Origin of the sequence: Azospirillum ramasamyi, assembly GCF_003233655.1 — a bacterium.
GTDB classification, from domain to species: Bacteria; Pseudomonadota; Alphaproteobacteria; order Azospirillales; family Azospirillaceae; genus Azospirillum; species Azospirillum ramasamyi.
On sequence record NZ_CP029831.1, the window covers coordinates 562,762 to 583,175 of the forward strand.

At 69.0% G+C, this 20,414-nt stretch carries 19 protein-coding genes and 1 pseudogene; 2 read left to right on the forward strand and 18 right to left on the reverse strand.

Annotated features, from left to right (window positions below; translation table 11 throughout):
• Window positions 1-13: 13 nt before the first annotated feature.
• Genes DM194_RS18890 through DM194_RS18910 form a run of 5 tightly spaced genes read right to left on the reverse strand, consistent with a single transcriptional unit; the run spans window position 14 to window position 5,015 of the window.
• Window positions 14-625 (reverse strand): ABC transporter ATP-binding protein, encoded by a 612-nt coding sequence (locus tag DM194_RS18890; protein ID WP_111069093.1) that lies wholly within the window; start codon window positions 623-625, stop codon window positions 14-16.
• Window positions 618-1,529: an ATP-binding cassette domain-containing protein gene (locus DM194_RS18895; RefSeq protein ID WP_111069094.1), complete on the reverse strand. Its 912-nt coding sequence runs from the start codon at window positions 1,527-1,529 to the stop codon at window positions 618-620. Before DM194_RS18895 ends, DM194_RS18890 begins: the two co-directional genes overlap by 8 nt.
• 3 nt (window positions 1,530-1,532) lie before the next feature.
• Window positions 1,533-2,393 (reverse strand): ABC transporter permease, encoded by an 861-nt coding sequence (locus DM194_RS18900; protein WP_111069095.1) that lies wholly within the window; start codon window positions 2,391-2,393, stop codon window positions 1,533-1,535.
• Entirely contained in the window at window positions 2,390-3,400 is a 1,011-nt protein-coding gene (locus DM194_RS18905) for an ABC transporter permease (RefSeq protein ID WP_425457307.1), read from the reverse strand. Before DM194_RS18905 ends, DM194_RS18900 begins: the two co-directional genes overlap by 4 nt.
• A gap of 28 nt (window positions 3,401-3,428) precedes the next feature.
• Window positions 3,429-5,015, reverse strand: coding sequence for an ABC transporter substrate-binding protein (locus tag DM194_RS18910; RefSeq protein WP_111069097.1), 1,587 nt, complete (start codon window positions 5,013-5,015; stop codon window positions 3,429-3,431).
• 416 nt (window positions 5,016-5,431) lie between these two features.
• Here DM194_RS18910 and nikR point away from each other — a divergent pair, with 416 nt between their 5' ends.
• The gene (gene nikR / locus DM194_RS18915; RefSeq protein WP_111069098.1) at window positions 5,432-5,896 is read left to right on the forward strand and encodes a nickel-responsive transcriptional regulator NikR; all 465 of its coding nucleotides are present in this window, start codon (window positions 5,432-5,434) and stop codon (window positions 5,894-5,896) included.
• 197 nt (window positions 5,897-6,093) lie between these two features.
• On the opposite strand, the gene DM194_RS18920 is transcribed toward nikR, so the two are convergent.
• From DM194_RS18920 to DM194_RS18980, 13 genes and pseudogenes are all read right to left on the reverse strand, one after another.
• Window positions 6,094-7,311, reverse strand: coding sequence for an acyl-CoA dehydrogenase family protein (locus tag DM194_RS18920; protein WP_111069099.1), 1,218 nt, complete (start codon window positions 7,309-7,311; stop codon window positions 6,094-6,096).
• Window positions 7,312-7,339: 28 nt separating this feature from the next.
• Window positions 7,340-8,344 (reverse strand): ABC transporter substrate-binding protein, encoded by a 1,005-nt coding sequence (locus tag DM194_RS18925; RefSeq protein WP_111069100.1) that lies wholly within the window; start codon window positions 8,342-8,344, stop codon window positions 7,340-7,342.
• A gap of 63 nt (window positions 8,345-8,407) precedes the next feature.
• Entirely contained in the window at window positions 8,408-9,532 is a 1,125-nt protein-coding gene (locus DM194_RS18930; RefSeq protein ID WP_111069101.1) for an LLM class flavin-dependent oxidoreductase, read from the reverse strand.
• Window positions 9,533-9,866: 334 nt separating this feature from the next.
• A pseudogene (locus DM194_RS18935) lies at window positions 9,867-10,133 on the reverse strand (LysR family transcriptional regulator); the annotation flags it as partial.
• Between the two features lie 24 nt (window positions 10,134-10,157).
• The gene (locus DM194_RS18940; protein WP_246024463.1) at window positions 10,158-11,135 is read right to left on the reverse strand and encodes a TauD/TfdA dioxygenase family protein; all 978 of its coding nucleotides are present in this window, start codon (window positions 11,133-11,135) and stop codon (window positions 10,158-10,160) included.
• Between the two features lie 9 nt (window positions 11,136-11,144).
• The gene (locus DM194_RS18945; RefSeq protein WP_246024464.1) at window positions 11,145-12,179 is read right to left on the reverse strand and encodes an ABC transporter substrate-binding protein; all 1,035 of its coding nucleotides are present in this window, start codon (window positions 12,177-12,179) and stop codon (window positions 11,145-11,147) included.
• A 20-nt stretch (window positions 12,180-12,199) separates the two neighbouring features.
• Complete coding sequence (locus DM194_RS18950) at window positions 12,200-13,804, reverse strand: rhodanese-like domain-containing protein (protein ID WP_111069103.1); 1,605 nt, start codon at window positions 13,802-13,804, stop codon at window positions 12,200-12,202.
• A gap of 15 nt (window positions 13,805-13,819) precedes the next feature.
• Window positions 13,820-14,458 (reverse strand): cysteine dioxygenase family protein, encoded by a 639-nt coding sequence (locus tag DM194_RS18955; RefSeq protein ID WP_111069104.1) that lies wholly within the window; start codon window positions 14,456-14,458, stop codon window positions 13,820-13,822.
• Window positions 14,459-14,470: 12 nt separating this feature from the next.
• A complete protein-coding gene (locus DM194_RS18960) occupies window positions 14,471-15,253 on the reverse strand; it encodes an ABC transporter ATP-binding protein (RefSeq protein WP_111069105.1) in 783 nt (260 codons plus the stop codon).
• A complete protein-coding gene (locus tag DM194_RS18965; protein ID WP_111069106.1) occupies window positions 15,247-16,323 on the reverse strand; it encodes an ABC transporter permease in 1,077 nt (358 codons plus the stop codon). Before DM194_RS18965 ends, DM194_RS18960 begins: the two co-directional genes overlap by 7 nt.
• Window positions 16,324-16,398: 75 nt before the next feature.
• Window positions 16,399-17,016: a malonic semialdehyde reductase gene (locus DM194_RS18970; protein ID WP_111069107.1), complete on the reverse strand. Its 618-nt coding sequence runs from the start codon at window positions 17,014-17,016 to the stop codon at window positions 16,399-16,401.
• 161 nt (window positions 17,017-17,177) lie between these two features.
• Window positions 17,178-17,402: a hypothetical protein gene (locus DM194_RS18975; RefSeq protein ID WP_111069108.1), complete on the reverse strand. Its 225-nt coding sequence runs from the start codon at window positions 17,400-17,402 to the stop codon at window positions 17,178-17,180.
• Between the two features lie 193 nt (window positions 17,403-17,595).
• On the reverse strand, window positions 17,596-19,077 hold the full coding sequence (locus DM194_RS18980; RefSeq protein ID WP_111069109.1) for an aminotransferase-like domain-containing protein: 1,482 nt from the start codon (window positions 19,075-19,077) through the stop codon (window positions 17,596-17,598).
• Between the two features lie 295 nt (window positions 19,078-19,372).
• On the opposite strand from DM194_RS18980, the gene tauA reads away from it, so the two are divergent.
• On the forward strand, window positions 19,373-20,380 hold the full coding sequence (gene tauA, locus DM194_RS18985; RefSeq protein ID WP_111069231.1) for a taurine ABC transporter substrate-binding protein: 1,008 nt from the start codon (window positions 19,373-19,375) through the stop codon (window positions 20,378-20,380).
• Window positions 20,381-20,414 lie beyond the last annotated feature (34 nt).

Genomic DNA, 20,414 nt, shown 5'->3' on the forward strand with positions numbered 1-20,414 from the left:
GCCGTGGTGTAGATTATTTCAAACACCCTTTGTTCAACGTCATGATCCGCGCGTCGATGGCGTGAAGCAGGGCTGCATCGTGAGAAATGGCGATGATTGCCAATTTGCGGGCCCGGATCACCTCCAGCATTGCGTGCCAGAGCCGGGCTTGGGAGATGGCGTCGTGCATCGCCGTCATCTCGTCGGCGATCAGCACCCGGGTGGCGGGGCCGAGTGCCCGGACGATGGCGACGCGCTGGAGTTCCCCGCCGGACAGTTCGTGCGGGTAGCGGCCGTGCCAGTCCGGTTCGATGCCGAAGCGTTGCAGGGTAGCGTCGTCGGGCCGCCACCCTTCGGCCAGGATGCGGCCGACCTTCCACCGGGGGTTCACGGCGGTTTCCGCATGTTGGAAAAGAACCTGGACGGGTGAAACCCCGGTCGCGGGCAGTGGCGCGCCGTCGAGCCTGACCTCGCCCCGGATCGGCCTGAGAAAGCCGCCGAGGATGCGGGCCAGTGTCGTCTTGCCTGTTCCCGATGGTCCGCGGATGCCGAGCACCTCCCCCGGCGCCGCGGTCAGCGAAACATCATCCAGAACCTTTGGGCCGGAGGCGGACCAGGCGAAATCGATGCTGCGCGCCTCAAGCATGATGGCAGCGCACCTGCCCTCGACCGCGCTCGGTCCATTCCGGAGGGATGGCGCAGGTTCCGCTGGCACGGTCGCACTCCCCGCGATGCCGGCAGCCGTCTCCGGCCACGCCGGAGGCTTGTGTTTGCGCCGGGGCGGAGAACCCGTGTTCCGGCAGGGCGGAGCGCAAGGCCCTGGAATAGGGATGAATGGGCTGGCCGTCGCGGAAGGTCCGGGCGTCGGCGATCTCCACCGTGCGGCCGCCGTGAAGGATGGCGACACGGTCGGCGAAGGGCAGAACGGCGGACAGGTCGTGGGTGATGACGACGACCATGCACCCCTCGTCCGCCAGACGGCGCAGCAGGGTCAGCGCCACCCGGCAGGCGTCCGGATCGAGGCCGGTGGTCGGCTCGTCGGCGATCAGCAGCTCGGCCTGGGATACCGTGGCGATGGCGGTCAGTACCCGCCGCGCCATGCCGCCCGACAACTGATGGGGAAAGAGCCGGGCGGTCGCGGCGGCGAGATCGAAACGGGCGAGTTCCCCGGCTATGGCGGCCGGTCCGTGCGGCCGGCCGGCGGCTCGGGCCCCCCAGCCGACCTGCCGGCCGGCGGTCGCGGTCGGGTCGAGCCAGGTCACCGCCTGCGGCACCAACGCGATGCGCCGCCCACGCAGGCGCCGTTGCCGGGCGAGGTCGAGAGGCTCTCCGGCAAAACTCATCCGCCCCTCGACGCTGGCGTTCGCCGGCAGGATGCCGAGGACGGCATGGGCGAACAGGCTCTTGCCGGCGCCGCTCTGCCCGATCATCGCCACCAGTTCGCCGGGCCGGGCATCGACATCGACCCCGTCCAGCACGGTCATGTCCTGTCGTCGCAGCAGACCGCGGTAGCGGGTGAAGCGGACCCGGAGGTCTTTGACGGCCAGCATCGGCTACTCCTGCGAACGGCGGGGATCGAGGATCAGGCGCACGCCGGCCGCGACGCGCTCGAAGGTGAGCACCATGACGAGCAGCGACAGGCCGGGGAGCAGGCCGAGCCACCACAGCCCGGCGGTCAGATAGCGCATGGATTCGGACAGCAGCACGCCGATGGCCGGCAGGTGGGGCTCCAGTCCGAAGCCGAGGAAGGTCATCGCGGCCTCGTGCAGGATGGCGTGGGGAAACAGCAGGATGGCACCGACCAGGGCCTGCGGCAGCACATGCGGCGCGATATGGCCGACGGCGATGGAGAGGCGCGAGCGCCCGAGCTTGCCGGAGATCGCAACATAGTCGGAGATCAGCACCGATTTCACCTCGGCGCGCACCACGCGGGCGAGACTCGGCCAATGGGACAGCACCACGGCAATGATCACGCCCCGCGTCCCACCGCCGAAGGCGAAGGAAATCAGGATCAGCAGCACCAGATGCGGCAGCGCCATGGTCAGGTCGATCAGCCCGCCCACCAGGAAATCGAGACGCCGGTCGACGGCGGCGACCACCCCCAGGATCACCGCCAGCAGGGCCGCGAAGCCGGCCGACATCAGCCCGATGCGCAGGCTGACGGCCAGACCCTTGACCGTGCGCACCAGCATCTCCCGGCCGAGCGGATCGGTGCCGAAAGGGTGGTCGAGGCTGGGCGCCAGCGACCGTTGCGACAGGTTGCTGCGCAGCCCGTCGTCCGGCAGCAGGGCCGCGGCGACGGCAATCGCCGCCAGGGTCGCCAGTGCCGCCCCGGCGCCGATCAGCGTGCGGCCGCGGCCGGTCGAGGCCAGCGGCACGGAGGCCGCCGGGGCGCTGTCCACGGCGAGGCTCATCGGACGGCATCCGCAAGGCGGCGCTGACGCGGGTCCAGCGCGTGGTGGAGAATGTCGGCGATCAGGTTGCCGGTGAACACGAAGACGGAGGCGAAGAGCGCGATGCCGAGCAGGAGCGGCGCGTCGCTGCGCGTGCCGGCCAGTACGGTGGCCTGTCCCAGGCCGGGATAGGCGAACACCGTCTCAGCCAGGATCGAGCCGCCGAACAGTTCGCCGAGATGGGCGAATTGCAGCGTCAGCGCCGGCAGCGCCGCGTTGCGCAGCCCGTGGCGCATCGCCACCGGCAGGCGCCGCAATCCCTGTGCGAAGGCCAGGGTCGCGTAGTCGCTGGCCATCACCTCCCGCACCTTGTCCCGCGTGTGCAGCGTCACCTGCGCGATGCCGAGCAGCGACAGGGTCAGCGCCGGCAGGGCGAGATGGGCAAGCCGGTCGGCCAAGGTGACGTCCGCGGCGACCACCCCCGGCGGGCCGGCGCAGCAGAAGGGCGCCCAGCCCAGGGCGACCGAGAACAGCATGAGGAAGAGGATCCCCATCCAGAAGGTCGGCGCCGAGGCGAGGGCGAAGCAATAGGTCCGGATGGCCCGGTCGATCCAGGAGCCCTCAAGCGCCCCGGCGACGATGCCGAGCGCGAAGCCGATGGCGCCGGCCAGCAGCCAGGACAGCGTCATCAGGGCGAGCGACGTGCCCGCCCGGTCGATCAGCACCTCGGCCACCGGCTGGGAGAAGATCATCGAGGTGCCGAAATCGCCCTGCAGCAGGTTGCCGGCCCATCGTCCGAACTGGACCAGGGGCGGCTGGTCCAGGCCCCATTTGGCGGCGATCAGGGCCTGCTGCTCCGGTCCGACCCGGTTCATGCGGTCGCCGACATAGGCGCGCACCGGATCGACCGGCGAGACGGACAGCAGCGTGAAGGCGCTGCCTGCGACCAGCGGCAGGAGAATCGCCAGGCGGATCAGCCGGCCGGCGAGAAAGCGCATCCAGAAGCGGCTGGTTCGTGTCACCGCCATCCTCCCGGGTTCGGGGCCGGATCGTGGATCACGGGCAGGTCCAGCGCCAGTCTTCCAGATTGTAGGTGATGGGGAAGCCGTGGCCGTGCGGCTCGATCTGGCGGGGCCCGATGTCGAGGCATTCGGAGACGAAATAGACGTGATCGATGTTGACCATCCAGGCCCAGGCGGCATCGCCCTTCATGCCGTAGCCGGTTTTGCCGTCCCAGGCGGCGGCCTGCCATCCGGGAACCAGATCGGCCATCGACGCCGCCGACAGCGCCTTGTCGAAATGGGCCTTCACCGCCGGATTGTCGTAGAGCCCGGTGTTGAACCACCAGCCGCCCTCCGCGCCGGTTCCGACATAGAGGTTGTAGGCCTCGAACGGATCGTGGCTGCCGGCGCCGAAAACCACGACGTTGGAATGCATCCTCGGCCGGATCTCGTCCCAGCTCCGGCCCAGCACCTCCACCTCGATACCGAGTGGACGGATCATGTCGGCGCTCGCCAGGGCCAGGGACTGCCGGGTGGAATCGGCGGCGGAATAATATATGCTGAACTTCGCCCGGACGCCGTTCTTTTCCAGGATTCCGTCGGCACCCGGCTTCCAGCCGGCGTCGGCCAGGATCTTGCGGGCAGCCGCCGGATCGGCGTCGGCGAGGCGATGCGCGGGGTTGTCCCAGGGCAGGTCGTCGGCGGGACCGTAGGCCGGCCGGCCGAAACCGTTCAGCACGGCCGCCGCCAGGGCGTTGCGGTCCAGCGCCACGTTCACCGCCTTGCGGATGGCGGGATCGGCGGTCACGTTGTTGCCGATGGGATAGCCCTTGCCGGTCTTCCGGCCGGTGTCGGGCTGGATCGGGAAGGCGAGGCCGCGGTTGTCGACCGTCTTGGCAACGACCTGGACCATGCCGGCCGGGACGGTGCCGGCGAGCGCATTGGAGATCGCCGCCACGTCGATCTTGCCGGTCCTGGCGGCGGCATAGGTGGCGTCGTCCTTGGTGAAGAGGAAGGTCACCTTCGAGAAGGCCGGCTTGGTGCCGTAGTAGAGGGGGTTCGGTTCGACGATCGCCTGCTCGCCCCCGGTCCAGGACACCAGCCGGAACGGGCCGGAGCCGATCGGCGCGCGGCCGTAGGTCCTGGCGTCGTACGCGTGCTCGGGAACGATCCCGAGGATGGAGAGCGTATTGAGGAAGGTGATGCGGGGCGCCTTCAGTTCGAAGACCACGGTCTGCTGGTCGACGGCCCGGACGGAGACGAGTTCGGTGAGGTCGAGCACCGACCCGGTCTTCTTCGCCGTCTCATAGGTGAAGGCGACGTCCCTGGCGGTCAGCGGCCGTCCGTCGGAGAATTTCACGTCGCCGCGGATGGTCACGGTCCAGGATTTGCGGTCGTCGGACAGGGTCCAGGCGGTCGCGAGGTCGGGAACGAAGTCCAGCTTGGCGTCGCGCTTCAGCAGCGTCGACTGGAACAGGGGATAGCCGTATTCACCCCAGCCGAGCGTCGGGTCGAAGCCGCTGTCCGGCTCGCCATGCACCGCCAGCATCAGCTCGGTCTTGGGCGCGGCGGCGGCGGGAAAGGTGGCGGAGGAGACGGCCAGCAATGCGGCGGCGAGAACCGGATACAGCAGGGATCGCATTGCGTGTCCTCTCGGTGGTCATGGCCAGGGGGCGCGGCGGCCCGGAAAGGCGTCGCCAACGTGCCCCCTGCTCCCTTCGGGCAGCTTCAATTCACCTGTATGATATATTTCAAAAAACGTCATACCGGAAATGGGGGATTTGACGCAGTTCCGGTACGGGGAGGCACGACTGGGAATTTTCACGGCGACAGTCGATGCACGCGGCCCTTGGCTTGGCCTCTCCTTGATCGGTCGGCCGGCCGGTTGGGCATGGTTCCGGCCCGCCCGTCCTGCATGAATGGACGGGTGAAGCGACCGGGCTTATGGTTGATGAGGGGAACGGTAATCCCAGCCGAATGTGATGTCTATCGAGAATCGTCATACCCTGCTCGACAGGGTAGGGTGATTCGATCCGAGATCGAAGCAATGAGGATGCCATGCAACGGGTGACCATCACGCTGGACGACGATCTGCTCGCCGACATCGACCGTCTGGTGGAAACCCGCGGCTATCAGGGCCGGTCGGAGGCGATCCGCGATCTGGCCCGTGCGGGACTGGCCGAAACCGCCCTGGAGGAAGGCGAGGCGGGGAATTGCGTGGCGGCACTGGTCTATGTCTACGACCATGCGGCGCGGGAACTGTCGAAGCGGCTGACCAACGCCTTCCACGACCATCACGAATTGTCCCTGACCACGCTGCATGTCCACCTCGACCACGGCAGCTGCATGGAGGTTTCGGTTCTGAAGGGGGACGGCGATGCGGTGAGGAAGATGGCCGAGCGGGTGATCGCCGAACGCGGCGTCCGCCACGGGCGGGCCGTGATCATCCCGGTGGGCGACGACGATTCAGGCGCCGGGCATGAACATGGGCATCACCATCATCACCACCGGGATAAGCCGTAGACCGGACGGAACCGCGGTGATCCCATGCTTCTAAACGGCCCGGTACAGGCAGGTCCGCTTGCCGCTCAGGGCAAGATCCGGCCATCAACGTGGCGGCCTGTGAAATCCGGCGTGGCTTGGCTCCCTCAAACCTGCAGCAATCGCGCCGAATATCGACGGATATCGACTGTATCCTTCATGACCAGACATGAATTGGTTCATCGCGGGCTTTGCGGTGAAAGGGCGGCTCGTCCGGCACCGGTCAGGATCATGTCGTTCTGCGGAGCATGGACGCGGGCGCAAAGCACGTCGCGATAGTGGCGCTCCAGCGGATTGTCGCGCGAAAGGCCGGGATTGCCGGTGACCTCGATAGCCCGTGCCACCGCGTCGATGGCGTTGTTGGTCACCGTGTATTTCACCAGCAGGGCGTCGCTTTGCGAGGGCGGAGTGCCGCCGTCGAGCGCCGCCGACAGCGAACGCAGAAGGATGCGGTTGGTCAGCAGCAGCGCCTCGATCCCGCCCAGCGCCTCCTGCAGGCGGGGAACGGTCGCCAGCGAAGCCCCGCCGAGCCCGGTCGGCTTGCGGGCGTGCAGGAAGCCGATCAGCCAGTCGCGTGCGGCACGGGCGATACCGTCATAGACGCCACTGAACAGTGTGGACATCCAGGCGGTGGCGATCGCATCGGGGGCGGTCCAGCCGGCGGGCGGGCGCAGTTCGCCGGCATGGTCGTCGGGAACGAAGACGTCGTGGAACACCACCTCGTGGCTGCCGCTGGCCCGCATGCCGATGTGGTTCCAGCTTTCCCGCAACTCGATCCCCTGTTCGGCCAGGCCACCGCCGCGCGGAACCACCCAGGTGCCGACCAGCGGTTCCGGGTCGTCGGTGCGCGCCCAGACGCCGAGCCAGGACAGGGCGGGACTGCCGGTGGAGTAGATCTTGGTGCCCGAGATGCGCCAGCCGCCCGGTACCTTGCGCGCCGTCGTCGCCGGCAGGCCGCCGCGGTGGGGCGTGCCCAGCTCCGGCTCCACCCGCAGGATGTTGATCAGGGCACCGTCCGTCGCGGCGGAGCGGGCGATACGCTCACGCAGAGCCTCCGGCCAGGCGGACCCGCGCCAGAGCTGGCTGTGGATGACATACTGCAGCACCAGAACCAGCGCGGTGGATGGCTCGCCGCGGGCGATGCCGTTCACCACGGCCAGGGCATCGCCCAGCCCGCCGCCCCTGCCGCCTGCGGATTCCGGCGTGACCAGCGCCGGAATTCCCACCTCCGCCAGCCGCTCGAAATTCTCGAACGGGAAGCTGGCGGCGGCGTCATGCTCGTCGGCGCGCTGCGCGAACTCCGCCGACAGGGCCGCGATCAGCAACGGGTCGACTGCCGGAGCAGTGCGGGACTCGCCAAAACTGGCGGCCGGAAAGGGCAGGTCGTCGAAGGGCATGGCAGGCGGTTCCGCTACAGGTGTGGGATCAGGCGAGGTCGACCGTGATGCGCCCGGCGAAGCGCTGGCTGTCGGTGGAGCGCTTTATGACCGACACGCTCTTCAGTTCGTCGGTGTAGAGCGCCAGCTGCTGGCGCAGCTCGTCGCCGATGGGGGTGACGTTGTGGGCGTGGCTGCGCAGCATCGCCTCCAACTCCTCCACCGGGAATTTCGGGGCGTAGGGGGCGTAGGCCGCAGCGGCGGCGCGCAGGTCGGCATAGGCGGCGTGCTGCGCCTCGATCAGCGCCGTGGTCAGCGCCTTTGCCGCCGGGCGGTTCTCGCGCAGCAGGCTGCCGCGCACGCCGACGAGGCAGCAGGTGCGGGTGGCGAACTCGCCGCAGACGTTGTTGGTGATCTCCGCCATCCGCGGATCCTTGGTGTGGCGCCAGACCAGCGGATCGCCGTCGGCGATGGCGTGGATCTCGCCCTTCTCCACTGCCAGCCCCAGCAGGTCGGCGGGGAACTGGCGCCATTCGACGTCCTTGTTCGGGTCGATGCCGAATTTCGTCAGCACGACGGAGAAGAAGTTCTTCGACGGGCTGGCCATGTCGCTGACGCCGATGGTCTTGCCGGGCAGGTCCAGCACGGTCTTCACCCCGGCTTCCTTCGCCCCGAACAGCCGCATGCAGCCGCCATGCAAGCCGGCGGAGATCTTCACGTCGAAGCCCTGCTCCAGCGGCTTCAGCCAGCGCAGGGCCATGCCGACGCCGGCATCGGCCTTGCCGGTGGCGATGGCTTCCAGAAGCTGGTCGGTGGAACCGGTGAAGTTGATCAGCTCCACCTCCAGCCCGTGCTTCTTGAACAGGTCGAGCTGGAAGGCCAGCGGCACGGCGGAGAAGCAGACGGCTCCGGCGTTCCAGGACAGGCGCAACGGCTCGGCCGCCACCGCCCGCCGGCGCAGGACGAAGGGAGCGGCGAGGGTGACGGCGCCAGCGGCGATCAGGTCGCGGCGGGAAAGCGGGCGGGAAAGAGGAATAGCCGAATTCGCGGTCATTGTTTGTGGGCTTTCGCGAAGGGTGGGGAGGCGGGGAGGGGCGGTTTTTGGAACGGCGCGCCGTCACTCCGCCGCGACGGCCCGGGCGCGCCGGCGCTCGGCCAGCAGCTGATGGACGCGCGGCAGAAGATCCCGGCCATAGGCGATGGCATCGGGCAGCGGATCGAAGCCGCGGATCAGGAAGGTGGTGACGCCGAGGTCGTAATAATCCAGCAGCGCGTCGGCGACCTGATCGGGCGTGCCGACCAGAGAGGTGGAGTTGCCCTTGGCCCCGGTCAGGGCGGCGATGGCGGTCCACAGGCGCTTGTCGTGGCGGTGCCCCTTGTCGGCGATGGCCAGCAGGCGGCGGGCGCCCTCGTTGTTCGGCAACCCGCCACGGCTGAATCCGGTCTTCTCCAGCAGCGCCTTGGCCTTCTCGTAGATGGCCTCGGCCTTGGCCCAGGCGGCGTCCTCGGTGTCGGCCAGGATCGGGCGCAGCGACAGGCTGAAGGCCGGCTGCGGACGGCCGGCCTTGGCGACGGCGGCACGCACGCGGGCCAGCAGCTCCCGCACCTGATCCTGGGTTTCGCCCCACACCGCATAGGTGTCGGCATGGCGCCCGGCGACCTCGACGGCCGCCGAGGAGGCGCCGGCGATCCACACCGGGATGCCGGACGGGTTGTAGGGCTTCACTTGCGAGAAGGCGTTTTCGACCTGATAGAAGCGGCCCCGGTAGTCGAAGGGCTTGTCGCTGGTCCATTCGGCGCGGACGATGTCGAGGAATTCCGACGTGCGGGCATAGCGCTCGTCCTTGTCGTCCACCGTGTTGCCGTCGCGGGCAAGCTCGCCGCGCTCGGCGCCGGTGATGACGTTGATGGCGACGCGGCCGCGGCTGAGCTGGTCGAGGGTCGCCAGTTGGCGGGCCAGGATCGTCGGCGCCTGGAATCCGGGCCGGTGGGCGATCAGCACGCCCAGCCGGTCGGTGACGCCGGTGATGTGCTGGCTGACCTGCAGGCTGTCGGGTGCGTCGGCGTGGAAGGCCTGGAGCACCGAATCGAAGCCGCCCAGCTCATGCGCCTTGGCGACCGTCTCGATATAGTCGCGGTCCACCACCGGACCCTGGCGCGGGATGATCTCCGACGAATTGTGGTTGCCGACGAAGCCGACGAAGCGGATCGGGTGGGATGGCGGGGTATGGGCAGCGGTCATGACGATGGTCCCCTTTTCACGGCTGGCGAAGGTGCAGGGCGGTGCCGGCCGACACGCCGATGGCTGTCTTGGAGCTTCCGAGGCCGGTCGATTGTTTGCAGTGGATACGGGAGAAATCTTATCCCTATTGCGTGAATAGGAAAAATAAAAACACCGAGAAAACTGTTGAGAAAAACTTAAGTAACAGTAATTTTTAGTTAAATTTGTGCGCCCAGCTCACGCAGGGCTTCGCCCATTGATTCCGTCAGGGGTCCATGCAGCCGGTCGACCGCCGCCCACAGGGCGGACAGGCTGTGGCTGGTGAAGGTGATGCGCCCTGGGCGTCCGACGCCCGGCCCCGGGCGGCCGACAGCGCCTCGTCGTTCAGGGCGACGATGCGGCGGGCATAGCCGAGCAGCAGGTGGCCGGCTTCGGTCGGCGCCACCGTCCGCCCGGCCTTGCGGAACAGCGGCTGTCCGACCTGCTCCTCCAGTTTCTTCATTCGCAGGCTGATGGCCGACTGGGTCCGTCCCAGCCGTTCGGCGGCGCGGGCGAAGCTGCCATGCTCCATGGCGATCACCAGCGCCCGCAGCACGTCCATGTCGAGGTTGATGGGGAGCATCGCCGCCTCGCCGCCTCCCTGCCGTCAGGCCGGAAGCGCGCTGTTGAAGCCGGGAGCGAAGTTTTCCCCCGTGTCCGGCCGTTTGGGGATATTGCCGAACTCCCGCCGAATATCGGTCTTTGTCCGTCGCCGGTCCGCCGGCACCGCGATCTGGGTACGGTGCATGCGGCGGCGCTGGTCGTCGGGGAAGGGATCGCGGCGGTGCATGGTCCAGCGGTTGTCCCACATCACCAGATCGCCCATCCGCCAACGGTGGTGCCAGGCAAGCTCCGTCCGCACCGCCGCGGCCCAGATCTCGTCGAGCAGGGCCTCGCTTTCCGCGACGGACAGGCCGGGGATATGGGCATGGGGACGGCGACCCAGCAGCAGCGCCTTGGCCCCGGTCACGGGGTGGGTGATGACCAGCGGATGCACCGTGCCGGGCGAGGTGGCGACATCGGCCGGCGCGGCGAAGCCCTGGCGCAGATAGCCGCCGCTGTTGGTCGTGCTGTCATGCTTGATCGACAGCCCCTCCACCCGCCGTTTCAGCGCGTCGGGCAGGGCGTCATAGGCGGCGAACATGCTGAGGAAGCCGGTGTCGCCACCCTCGGCCGGCACCTCCAGCGCATAGAGGCTGCTGGCGTAGGGCGGCGTCTCCAGATAGGTCATGTCGGCGTGCCACACCGACTCTCCCGCCCCCAACGCGCCGATGGGCCGGCCGTTCTCCGTGATGTTGGAGATGACGTAGACCTCCTCGTAACCCGGCGCGTGCAGCCGTCCGTTCTCGGTGATCGGCGCCTTGTCGAGCGGGCCGAAATGAGCGGAGACGCGGACGAGGTCGGCGTCCGACAGGGTCTGGTCGCGGAACACCAGCACCAGATGGCGGTCCAGTGCGTCGGCCAGCGCCGATGCGGTGTCGGGGCCGAGCGGCTGCGACAGGTCGAGGCCGTGGATCTCGGCGCCGAGCGTGGGCGAGACCGGGTGGGCGGTGAAGTCGGTCTGAGAAGTAATTGTCTTGGACATGATGGGGCCTCAGCTGCCGGCGCGGTCGTGGATGCCGGCGAAGAACAGGTCGCGCCAGTCCGCCGGCCGGTTGCGGAGGGAGCCGATGCGCGCCATGAAGTCGGTGAAGGTGCCGATGCCGCGCGGGGCGAGATCGTAGGAGATTTCGGGATGCGCGATCATCGCCGCCACCTCCTCCACGCCCAGCTTGGAGTTCTCGATGCGGATGTAGGCGCGGGCCGCTTCCTGCGGGTCGGCCTTGATCTGCGCCACCGCCTCCTCCAACGCCGCCAGCACCGCCTTGGTCAGTTTCGGGTTGGCATCGTGGAAGGCGGTGGAGGTCCACAGCGCGCTGAAGGAGGCCGGGCCGCCCAGCACGTCGTAGCTGCTCAGCACCTTGTGGATCCTCGGATCGCGCAGCTGCTGGTCCTGGAAGGGCGGGCTGGTGAAGTGCGCCGTGATTTCCGTCCTGCCGGACAGCAGGGCGGCGGTGCCGTCGGGATGGGCCAGCGAAACGGTCTGGGGGTCGAGCTTCGCATGCTGGCCGGGGCCGAAGGCCTGCTCCGCCGCGATCTGCAGCACGATCGCCTGATAGGAGGCGCGGACCGACGGGACGACGATGCGGTCCTTCGCGGTGAAGTCCTTCAGGCTCTTCACGTCGGCGCGGTTCGTGTTGAGGTAGGCCGGCTGGGCGTTCAGCGCCGCCAGGCCGCGCAGGTTGGCGTTCCCCTTCGTCTTGTCCCAGGCGATGATGAAGGCCGGAACCCCCGCCGCGCCGAAATCGGCGTTGCCGGACAGGGTGGCCTCGGTGATCGTCGTCGGATTGCCGAGCGGGGTGTAGCTGGCCTTCACCTCGCCAAGACCGGCGGCGCGCGCCTGCTTTTCCACCAGCCCCTTGTCCTGCATGACATAGAGCGGCAGATAGCCGAGGCCGAGGTTGCGGGCGAAGCGCACCTCCGTCGCCTCCGCTTGCGCCGGTGCCGGCGTCAGGCCGGCGATTCCGGTGGCGAGGAGCAGCGCGGTGCCCAGCAGGCTCCGGCGCAGGATGGATACGGGCTTGGTCATGATGGGTCTCACCGGGTGCATCAGATGACGTGGAAGTTGTGGGCGCCGTCGCGCTTCAGCTGATCGACCAGTTCAAGCTCCCAGTCGATGTAGGCCTGCATGGCGGCGGCGCTGTTGTCGGTGCCCTCGTAGGGGCGCTTGTAGACGTCGTCGGGCTCACCCCCCAGCCGGCCGGGGTCGGTGCTGAGCGGCAGCCCGGCGGCGACCCAGCCCCTGGTGCCGCCCTCCAGCAGCGGCGGGCGCTGGCCAGCGGGGAAGTCCGCGACGGCGTATCGGGTCAGCGTGCCGTCGCCGCAGGTCAGCACCGGCCGGACGCCGGAAGGCAGGCGGGCGATGGTCTCGGCCAGCCGGGCGCGGGTGGAGAAATAGGCGCCGGGAATGTGGCCGGCGCGGTAGCGCGGGCTGCGGGTGATGTCGATCACCGCCGCCTCGCCATTCTCCAGCAGGGCCAGCAGGGCGCGCGGCGCGATCGTCTCCGCCCCCACATCCGGCTCCGGCGGCAGGCGGCGGCGGTCCGCGCCCGCCTCGCTGCCGAGCGCGGAGACGTCACCCTCCAGCACATGCACCTCCCAGCCGAGCTGGGCGAGCCAGGAGGCGGTCATGTCGGCGCGCGGACCGCCGCCCCCGGCCGGATCGTCGGTCAGGACGATGCGGGCGCCGCGCACCGCCACATGCTCGTCGGTCGCCTGGACCAGCTGGCCGCCGGCGGCATGGCGGAAGCCCGGCAAATGTCCCGCCTCATATTCCTCCGGCGTGCGCACGTCGAAGAGGTGGAGCGTGCGGCGCTCGTCGCCGCGGAAGCGGTCGAGCGTCTTCGCATCGATCCGGCCGACACCGGCCCGGTCGGCCACCGCGCGGGCCGCCCGGCGGCCGGCGGAGTCACCCTCGGCCGACACCTCAGGGAAACGGTCCTCCCGTCCGCTGTCCAGCGTCAGCCCGGCCAGGGTCCAGCCGATGGTGCCGTTGCGCAGGGCGGCGACCCGGTTGGGGATCCCGGCATTCACCAGGGATTGGGTTCCGATGATCGACCGCGTGCGGCCGGCGCAGTTGACCACCACCAGCGTGCTCGGGTCGGGGGCGATGTCGTGGACCCGCTTTACCAGCTCCGCCCCCGGCACGCTGATGCCGCCGGGGATCGACATGGTGCGGTATTCCTCGAAACGGCGGGCGTCGAGGATGACCAGATCGGCCTTGGCGTCGATCAGCGCCTTGACCCCCGCCGCCGGCAGCGAGGGGGTGCGGCGATGGTGTTCGACCCATTCGCCGAAGGCTTTGCTCGGCACGTTCACGTCCCGGTAAACCTCGAACCCGGCGGCGATCCAGCCGGCCAGCCCGCCTTCCAGCAGCGTCACGTCGCCGTATCCCAGCGCCCGGAGCCGGCGGGCGGCGGGTTCGGCATAGCCCTCGCCATCGTCGTAGACGGTGATCGGCACGCCGTGCCGCGGCAGCAGGTCGTAGGCCAGCAGTTCCATCCGGCTGAACGGGACGGAGACGGCGAACAGCGGATGGGCCAGCGAGTAGGGGCCTTCCTCCCGCACGTCGAGCAGGGCGACCTCGTCGCGCCCGATCCAGGCGCGGCGGATGTCGGCGGGTTTGCGGATGGCGAAGGGGGCGGCTGCGGTCATGGTGTCTGGTGATCCTCAGGCGGCGTGGTGGACGGGCTGCGAACGGTCCCACAGGTTGGGCAGGGCAGCGTTGGCATAGCCGGAGATGAAGGGCTTGCGCCGGCCGGTCAGCGGGTCGAACATCGAGCGCCGGATGGCGCCGATGTTGCCGCCATAGACGTGGATGCTGATGGATGGCCGGTCGGCCAGCGCATTGGCGATGGCGTGGACATCGCCGATGCGGGGCGACACGGCCTCGACCGAACCCGTGTTCAGGATTTCGGGCGGATGGGCCAGGAGCGGGCCCTCCTGCGGCTGGAGGTCGTATCGTTGCGAGCGCTCCGCCCCGCGCAGAACGCCGACGAGGCCCCAGACGGTGTGGTCGTGGATCGGCGTCCGCTGCCCCGGCCCCCAGACGAAGCTGACGACGGAGAAGCGCTCATACGGGTCGCAATGCAGCAGATACTGGCGGTAATGCACCGGATCGGGCCGGGCATAGGCATCGGGCAGCCAGTCGTCGACGGCGATCAGGCCGGCCAGCAGGCCGCGGCCGGCATCGAGCACCGCCGCCTCGTCGTCGCCGTGCCGTTCCACCAGCCGGGTGAGATCGGCGATGAATCCGCGCAGGCGGGGCAGGTTGGGGGCGGCTGTTTCGGTTGAGAGGCTGTCGGGCATGATCGGGAATCCTCACCAGGTCTCGGCAAGGCCGAGCAGTTCGAGAATGCGGTGGCGCAGGTCGGTCAGAACGGGATCACCGCGGTGGCGGGGATAGGGGCGGTCCACGGCCAAATCGGCCTTGATGCGGGCGGGACGGCCGCTGAACACGATGACGCGGGTCGCCATGAACAGCGCCTCCTCGACGTCGTGGGTGACCAGAAGCCCGGTGAAGCGATTGCTGCGCCACAGATCGACCAGCTCGCTCTGCATGGCCAGCCGCGTCAGGCTGTCGAGCTTGCCCAGCGGTTCGTCGAGGATCAGCAGGCGCGGATCGTTGACCAGGGCGCGGGCCAGCGCCGCACGCTGCGCCATGCCGCCCGAAAGCTGGTGCGGATAGGCCTTCTCGAAGCCGGTGAGGCCGACCAGGGCCAGCGCCTTGTCCACCCGATGGCCCTGGGCGCGCAGCAGGCCACGCGCCTCCAGCCCCAGGGCGACGTTGTCGCGCACGGTGCGCCAGGGATAGAGAGTCGGATCCTGGAACACGACGACGCGCGACGGGTCGGGGCCGTCGATCGGGCGGCCGTCGGCCAGGATGCGGCCATGGCTGGGCGGCTCCAGCCCGGCGACGAGGCGCAGCAGGGTGGATTTGCCGCAGCCCGACGGTCCCAGCAGGGCGACCAGCTCGCCCGGTTCCACCCGCAGCTCCACCCCGTCCAGCACCGGCAGCGGCGCGCCGTGCAGTTCGAAGCTGTGGCTGACCGCCTGCACGTCGATGGTCATGCCCGCGGTTCCGGTGTGTTCGAGCGCTACCATTTGAGCATTCCCTTCTGCCAGGCGAGCAGGCGGTCGCGGACGCGGAACAGCAGCGCCACCAGACCGGAGCAGAGCAGCGCCATCATCAGCAGCGCGGCATACATGTTGCCGTAGGCGGCCCAGCCCTGGGCCCATTGCAGGTACCAGCCGACCCCCGACTTCACGCCCAGCATCTCCGCCACCACCAGCACGGCGAAGGAGGCGCCGAGTCCCATGAAGAGCCCGACGAAGACATGCGGCATCGCCGCCGGCACGGCGACCTTCAGCACCAGGAAGCGCTGGGACGCGCCCAGCGTGCGGGCGATGTCGTAATAGGCGCTGTTGACCCCGGCCACGCCGGACCAGGTCAGCACGGTCACCGGCACGCCGCTGGCGAGCGCGATCAGGAAGACGCTGGCGCTCCAGCTGGTGGGGAAGGCGAAGAAGGCGATGGGGAGCCAGGCGGTGGCCGGCAGCGGGCCGATCAGCCGCAGCACCGGGTGGACCCAGTAGCCGACCGCCCGCGACCAGCCGATGGCGACACCCGTCACCACCCCCAGCACCGAGCCGACGGCATAGCCGGTGACCAGCAGAGTCAGCGAGGCGGCGAAGCAGTCGAGCAGCCGCGGCCAGTCGTCGAGATAGACCTCCAGCAGCGCCTGCGGCGGCACGAAGAAGGGGCGCGGCAGCAGGCCGAGCTTGGCGGTCAGGATCTCCCAAGCGATGACGCCCAGCGCCAGGGCGATCAGCCAGGGCACCGATGCCGAAAGTCCCGCAATGAAGGATCCCAGCCGGCTGCGCGGCGCCGGGCGGATGACCGCGGTCAGCGGGGCGACCAGCGCCAGCAGCCCGGCGGCGACCACCAGCAGGCTGGCGAACTCTCCGGTCCGTTCCCATGCCACGGCATCGACGGAATCGGCGGCATCGGGCCACAGGGCGGTGACACCGGATGCGGCGAACCACAGCAGGGCGGCGGCGGAAAAGCGCAGCGGGAGGTCGGATGGCAGTAGGGTGAATGACGGGGAGGCGCCACTCGGCAAGGCTCCGCCGTTGGCCGCCGGCAGGGCGGCGGCCGTGTCGTTAACGCTCATGATTGGTCTCCGGTGCGGCCGGTTCGGTCGTTGGATGGGCCGGCCGTTACGGCGTTTGGATCACAGTCCCCTGAATCACAGGATCACCACGGCCTTCGACGCATCCAGCCGCGGCGCCCGCGGGCGCGACGGCGGTCCGTCGGCATGGCCCAGCGCCACCAGCAGATTGGTGCGCAGCCGGCCGTCGGCGAAGAACTCCCTATCGACCGCTTCGGCGTCGAAGCCGGACATCGGCCCGGCATCCAGCCCCAGCAGGCGGGCCGCCAGGATCAGATAACCGGCCTGGAGCGATCCGTTGCGGAACGCCGTGGTCTCGGCCAGCGACGGCTCGTCGCTGAACATCGCCGATGGGTCGTAATGCGGGCTCAACAGCGGCAGATGTTCGAAGAAGCGGCGGTCATAGGCAATGATGGCAATGGCGCCGGCCGTCAGCTTGGACTGGTTGCCGCGGCTCAGCGCCGGGCGCAACCGCTCCTTCGCCTTCGGCGTCGTCAGGAAGACGAAGCGCGCCGGGCTGCCGTTGAAGGCGGTCGGCGCCAGCCGGACCAGATCGTAGAGGCGGAGGAGCGCGTCCTCCGGGACCGGCCTGTCGGACCAGGATTGCGGCGTGCGGGCACCGAGAAACAGGCGGTCGGCGGCCAGGGCGATGTCGTCCGGCAATGGTTCGGTGACGGGAAGATGGATGTCCGGCATGGGAGCGGTCTCCGTCGGGGAATTGGGTCACGACCACGCAGGCTGGCGGCGGTCGTCGATAGGTTTGGCCTTGGGGACGGCGCGGGGCAGGGTGCCGGTAGGCGTCACGGTCCTGAACCGCCACTTCTTCTTGGTGAGTGTGGAGGCGGCCGCCAGCCCGATCAGGCCAGCGCCGCCAGCGCCGCCAGAAGTATGGCCGAGACGATGCCAAGCCCCAGGGGCAGCAGGCCACCGTCCTGATCGCCGGTGTCCGTGACGCCATCGTCGGCCACCCCCGCAGCCGGGGCTGCGGCCGGCCCGTTCGGCGGCAAAGGCGGCAGCACGAGCGCGCCGGAGGGGCAGAGCGACGCCATCACCATCCGGTCGAAATCATCCAAACCCTGCATGGCAGATCCCCTTGTCAGGTGGTGGGTTGTCAGGTGGTGGGAGCCGTGGCGCTTCCGATCGGCCGCGGGAATAACACAAAGCCATAGCGTTTAATTTCTGAATTACCTATAGGAAAATAGGAAAATGGGACGAGGTCAAGCGCCAGCTTCGTATCGTGTGATGTTTTTAGGGGAACCCGTACCGCCGACGGCGTCAGGAGGCGTCCTGCAGCAGGGCCCCCAGGCGGCGCAGTCCCGGTTCGATCCGGTGGGTGGCGATGGAGGTGAAGCCGAGGCGGAAAAAGCGGCGTCCCTCGGCGGGGTCGAGGAAGAAGATGTCGCCGGCCTCGATCAGCACGCCCTGGTCACGCGCGCTGCGGACGAGATCGCGGCTGTTCAGGCCGGGCGGCCCCTCGATCCAGAAGCTCTTTGCGCCGAAATCGCGGCGGAAGCGGCAGCCGGGCAGCAGGTCGGGCAGCAGGTCGGCGATCCGCGCCGCCCGCTCCTCCAGCACGGCGGCGGTCCGGCGCAGGTGGTGGCGGTAGTGGCCGAGCTGGATGAAGGTGGCGAGGCTGCGCTGGTTGTTGGTCGGCGGGTGGCGCAGCATCAGCCGGCGCAGGACGCGCAACTCGTCGATCACCGGCTTCGGCGCCACGACGTAGCCGATGCGCAGGCCCGGCGCCAGAATCTTGGAGAAGCTGCCGGTGTAGATCACCCGGTCCGCCCGGTCGAGGCTCTTCAGGCAGGGCAGGTCGGCATCCCCCTCCACCGACAGGTCGGATTCGTAATCGTCCTCGATCAGGACGACGTCGTGGCGGGCGGCGGCGTCCAGCAGGGCGCGCCGCCGCGCGATCGGCATGACCGCCGTGGTCGGGCATTGGTGGCCCACCGTCACGAAGGCGACCCGCCGGCTGGCGAACACCGCGTCGGGCACGACGCCGAAGCCGTCGGCGGTCAGCGGCAGCATGTCCGCCGTCACCATGCCGACCATGTGGCGGACGTCGGGATAGCCCGGATTCTCGATGCCGACCGGCGTTTCGCGCCCGACCAGCAACTGGACCAGCATCGACAGCGCATGCTGCGAGCCGATGGTGATGATGATCTCCCCCGGAGCGGCGAAGATGCCGCGCCGCGGCAGCACCTTGTGGCGCAGCTGGTCGATCAGGTCGGGATCGTCGTCGTCGATCATGTCGCGGGCCCAGCGGGTGATCTCCTGCACGCTGGACGCCGCCTTGACGCTCTCGCGCCAGGGGTTGGTCGGGAACAGGCTGGGATCGAACTGCCCGAACAGGAAGGGATAGGGATAGTCCATCCAGTTGCGCGGCTTGCTGATCTGCGGCATCCGCGACGGACGGATCGCGAAGCGCGCCGCCCAGCCGCCGGCCCTGTCCGCCGTGGTTGCGGCGTCGGCCTGTCCCGATCCGCGCTTGTCGTCCGCCGTTGCGACGAAGCAGCCGCTGCGCTCCCGCGAGACCAGCAGGCCGTCGTCGATCAGAAGCTGGTAGGCGGCATTGACGGTGTTGCGCGAGATGCCCAGCGCCTCGGCGAGGCTGCGGCTTGAGGGAACCCGCATGTCGGGCGCCAGCAGGCCGGTCCTGATGGCCTCCGCGATGATGGCGCCGACACGCGCGCTCAACCCCTGCGGGTCACGCTCCATCCCGCCGAACAGCAGCCGCCAGGCGGTGTCGATCTGCATGGTGCAACCGTCCTTCTCTTTCCGGCCCTGTCGAATGGATCCGCCTGCTGCGGGATGCGGAAAAAGCAAGAAGGATGCCGGTTCGCGGGCGGCTGGAACTCCGGCGGCAGGGCGGTTGCGGCGCTTGCCGGACGGGCACTTGCCCAAACAGGCGCCACATGGCGCGGGATGCGGCAGTGCAACAGGCGGCGGACCAGTCACCGCCGCAAACCGCATGGATCTGGACCTTTCGGCGGGGAAGGGGCTGCGTCCTAATGACCGCATCGGATTGATCGGCCTCGACGGAGAACCCGCCATGACCTTCAGCAAGACCCTGCTCGCCACCGCCTTCGTCGCTATCGGCGCGCTGTTCGGGGCCTCCGCCCCGGCCATGGCCGCGGAGAAGACCGTCACCTTCGCCTATCAGGACATGATGACCCCCATCCGCGTCCTGATGGAGAGCGGGGAGTTGGAGAAGAAGACCGGCTATGCCGTGAAGTGGGTGAAGTTCGGCGGCGGCGGCGACGTGATCCGCGCCATGGCGTCGGGCAACGTCGACGTCGGCGAGGCCGGTTCCTCCCCCATCGCGGCGGCCGCCTCGCAGGGGCTCCCCATCACGCTGTTCTGGATCCTCGACGACATCGCCAACGCCGAGCAGCTGGTCGCCCGCAACGGCAGCGGCATCAAGTCCATCGCCGACCTGAAGGGCAAGACGGTGGCGGTGCCCTTCGTCTCAACCGCTCATTACCAGTTGATGTATGCGCTGCAGGAGGCCGGGCTGTCGGGCAAGGACGTCAAGCTGCTGAACATGCGTCCGCCGGAGATCGCCGCAGCCTGGGAGCGCGGCGACATCGACGCCACCTTCATCTGGGCGCCGGTCCTGGCCGCCGCGAAGAAGAACGGCACCGTCATCGCCAGCGCCGGCGATTTCGCCAAGAAGGGCAAGGCGACCTTCGACGGCATCGTCGCCACCAAGGCCTTCATGGCCGCCAACCCGGACTTCATGACCACCTTCGTGAAACTGCTGGCCGCCGCCGACGCCGATTACGCCGGGACCGGCGACAGCTGGACCGCGACCTCGCCCCAGGTGGCGGCCATCGCCAAATGGACGGGCGCCGCGCCGGCCGACGTGCCGGACGGGCTGGCGGCCTACCGCTTCCTGAGCCTGGAGGAGCAGTCGTCCAAGGAGTGGCTGGGCGGCGGCGCCGCCGAGGCGCTGAAATCGACAGCGGAGTTCCTGAAGAGCCAGGGTCGCGTCACCGAACTGGCCCCCGACTACGGCCCCTTCGTGACCGCCGACGTGGTCAAGGCGGCGGCCAAGTAACGGCCCGGTTCCATCCCTACGCGTCAGGAGGCCC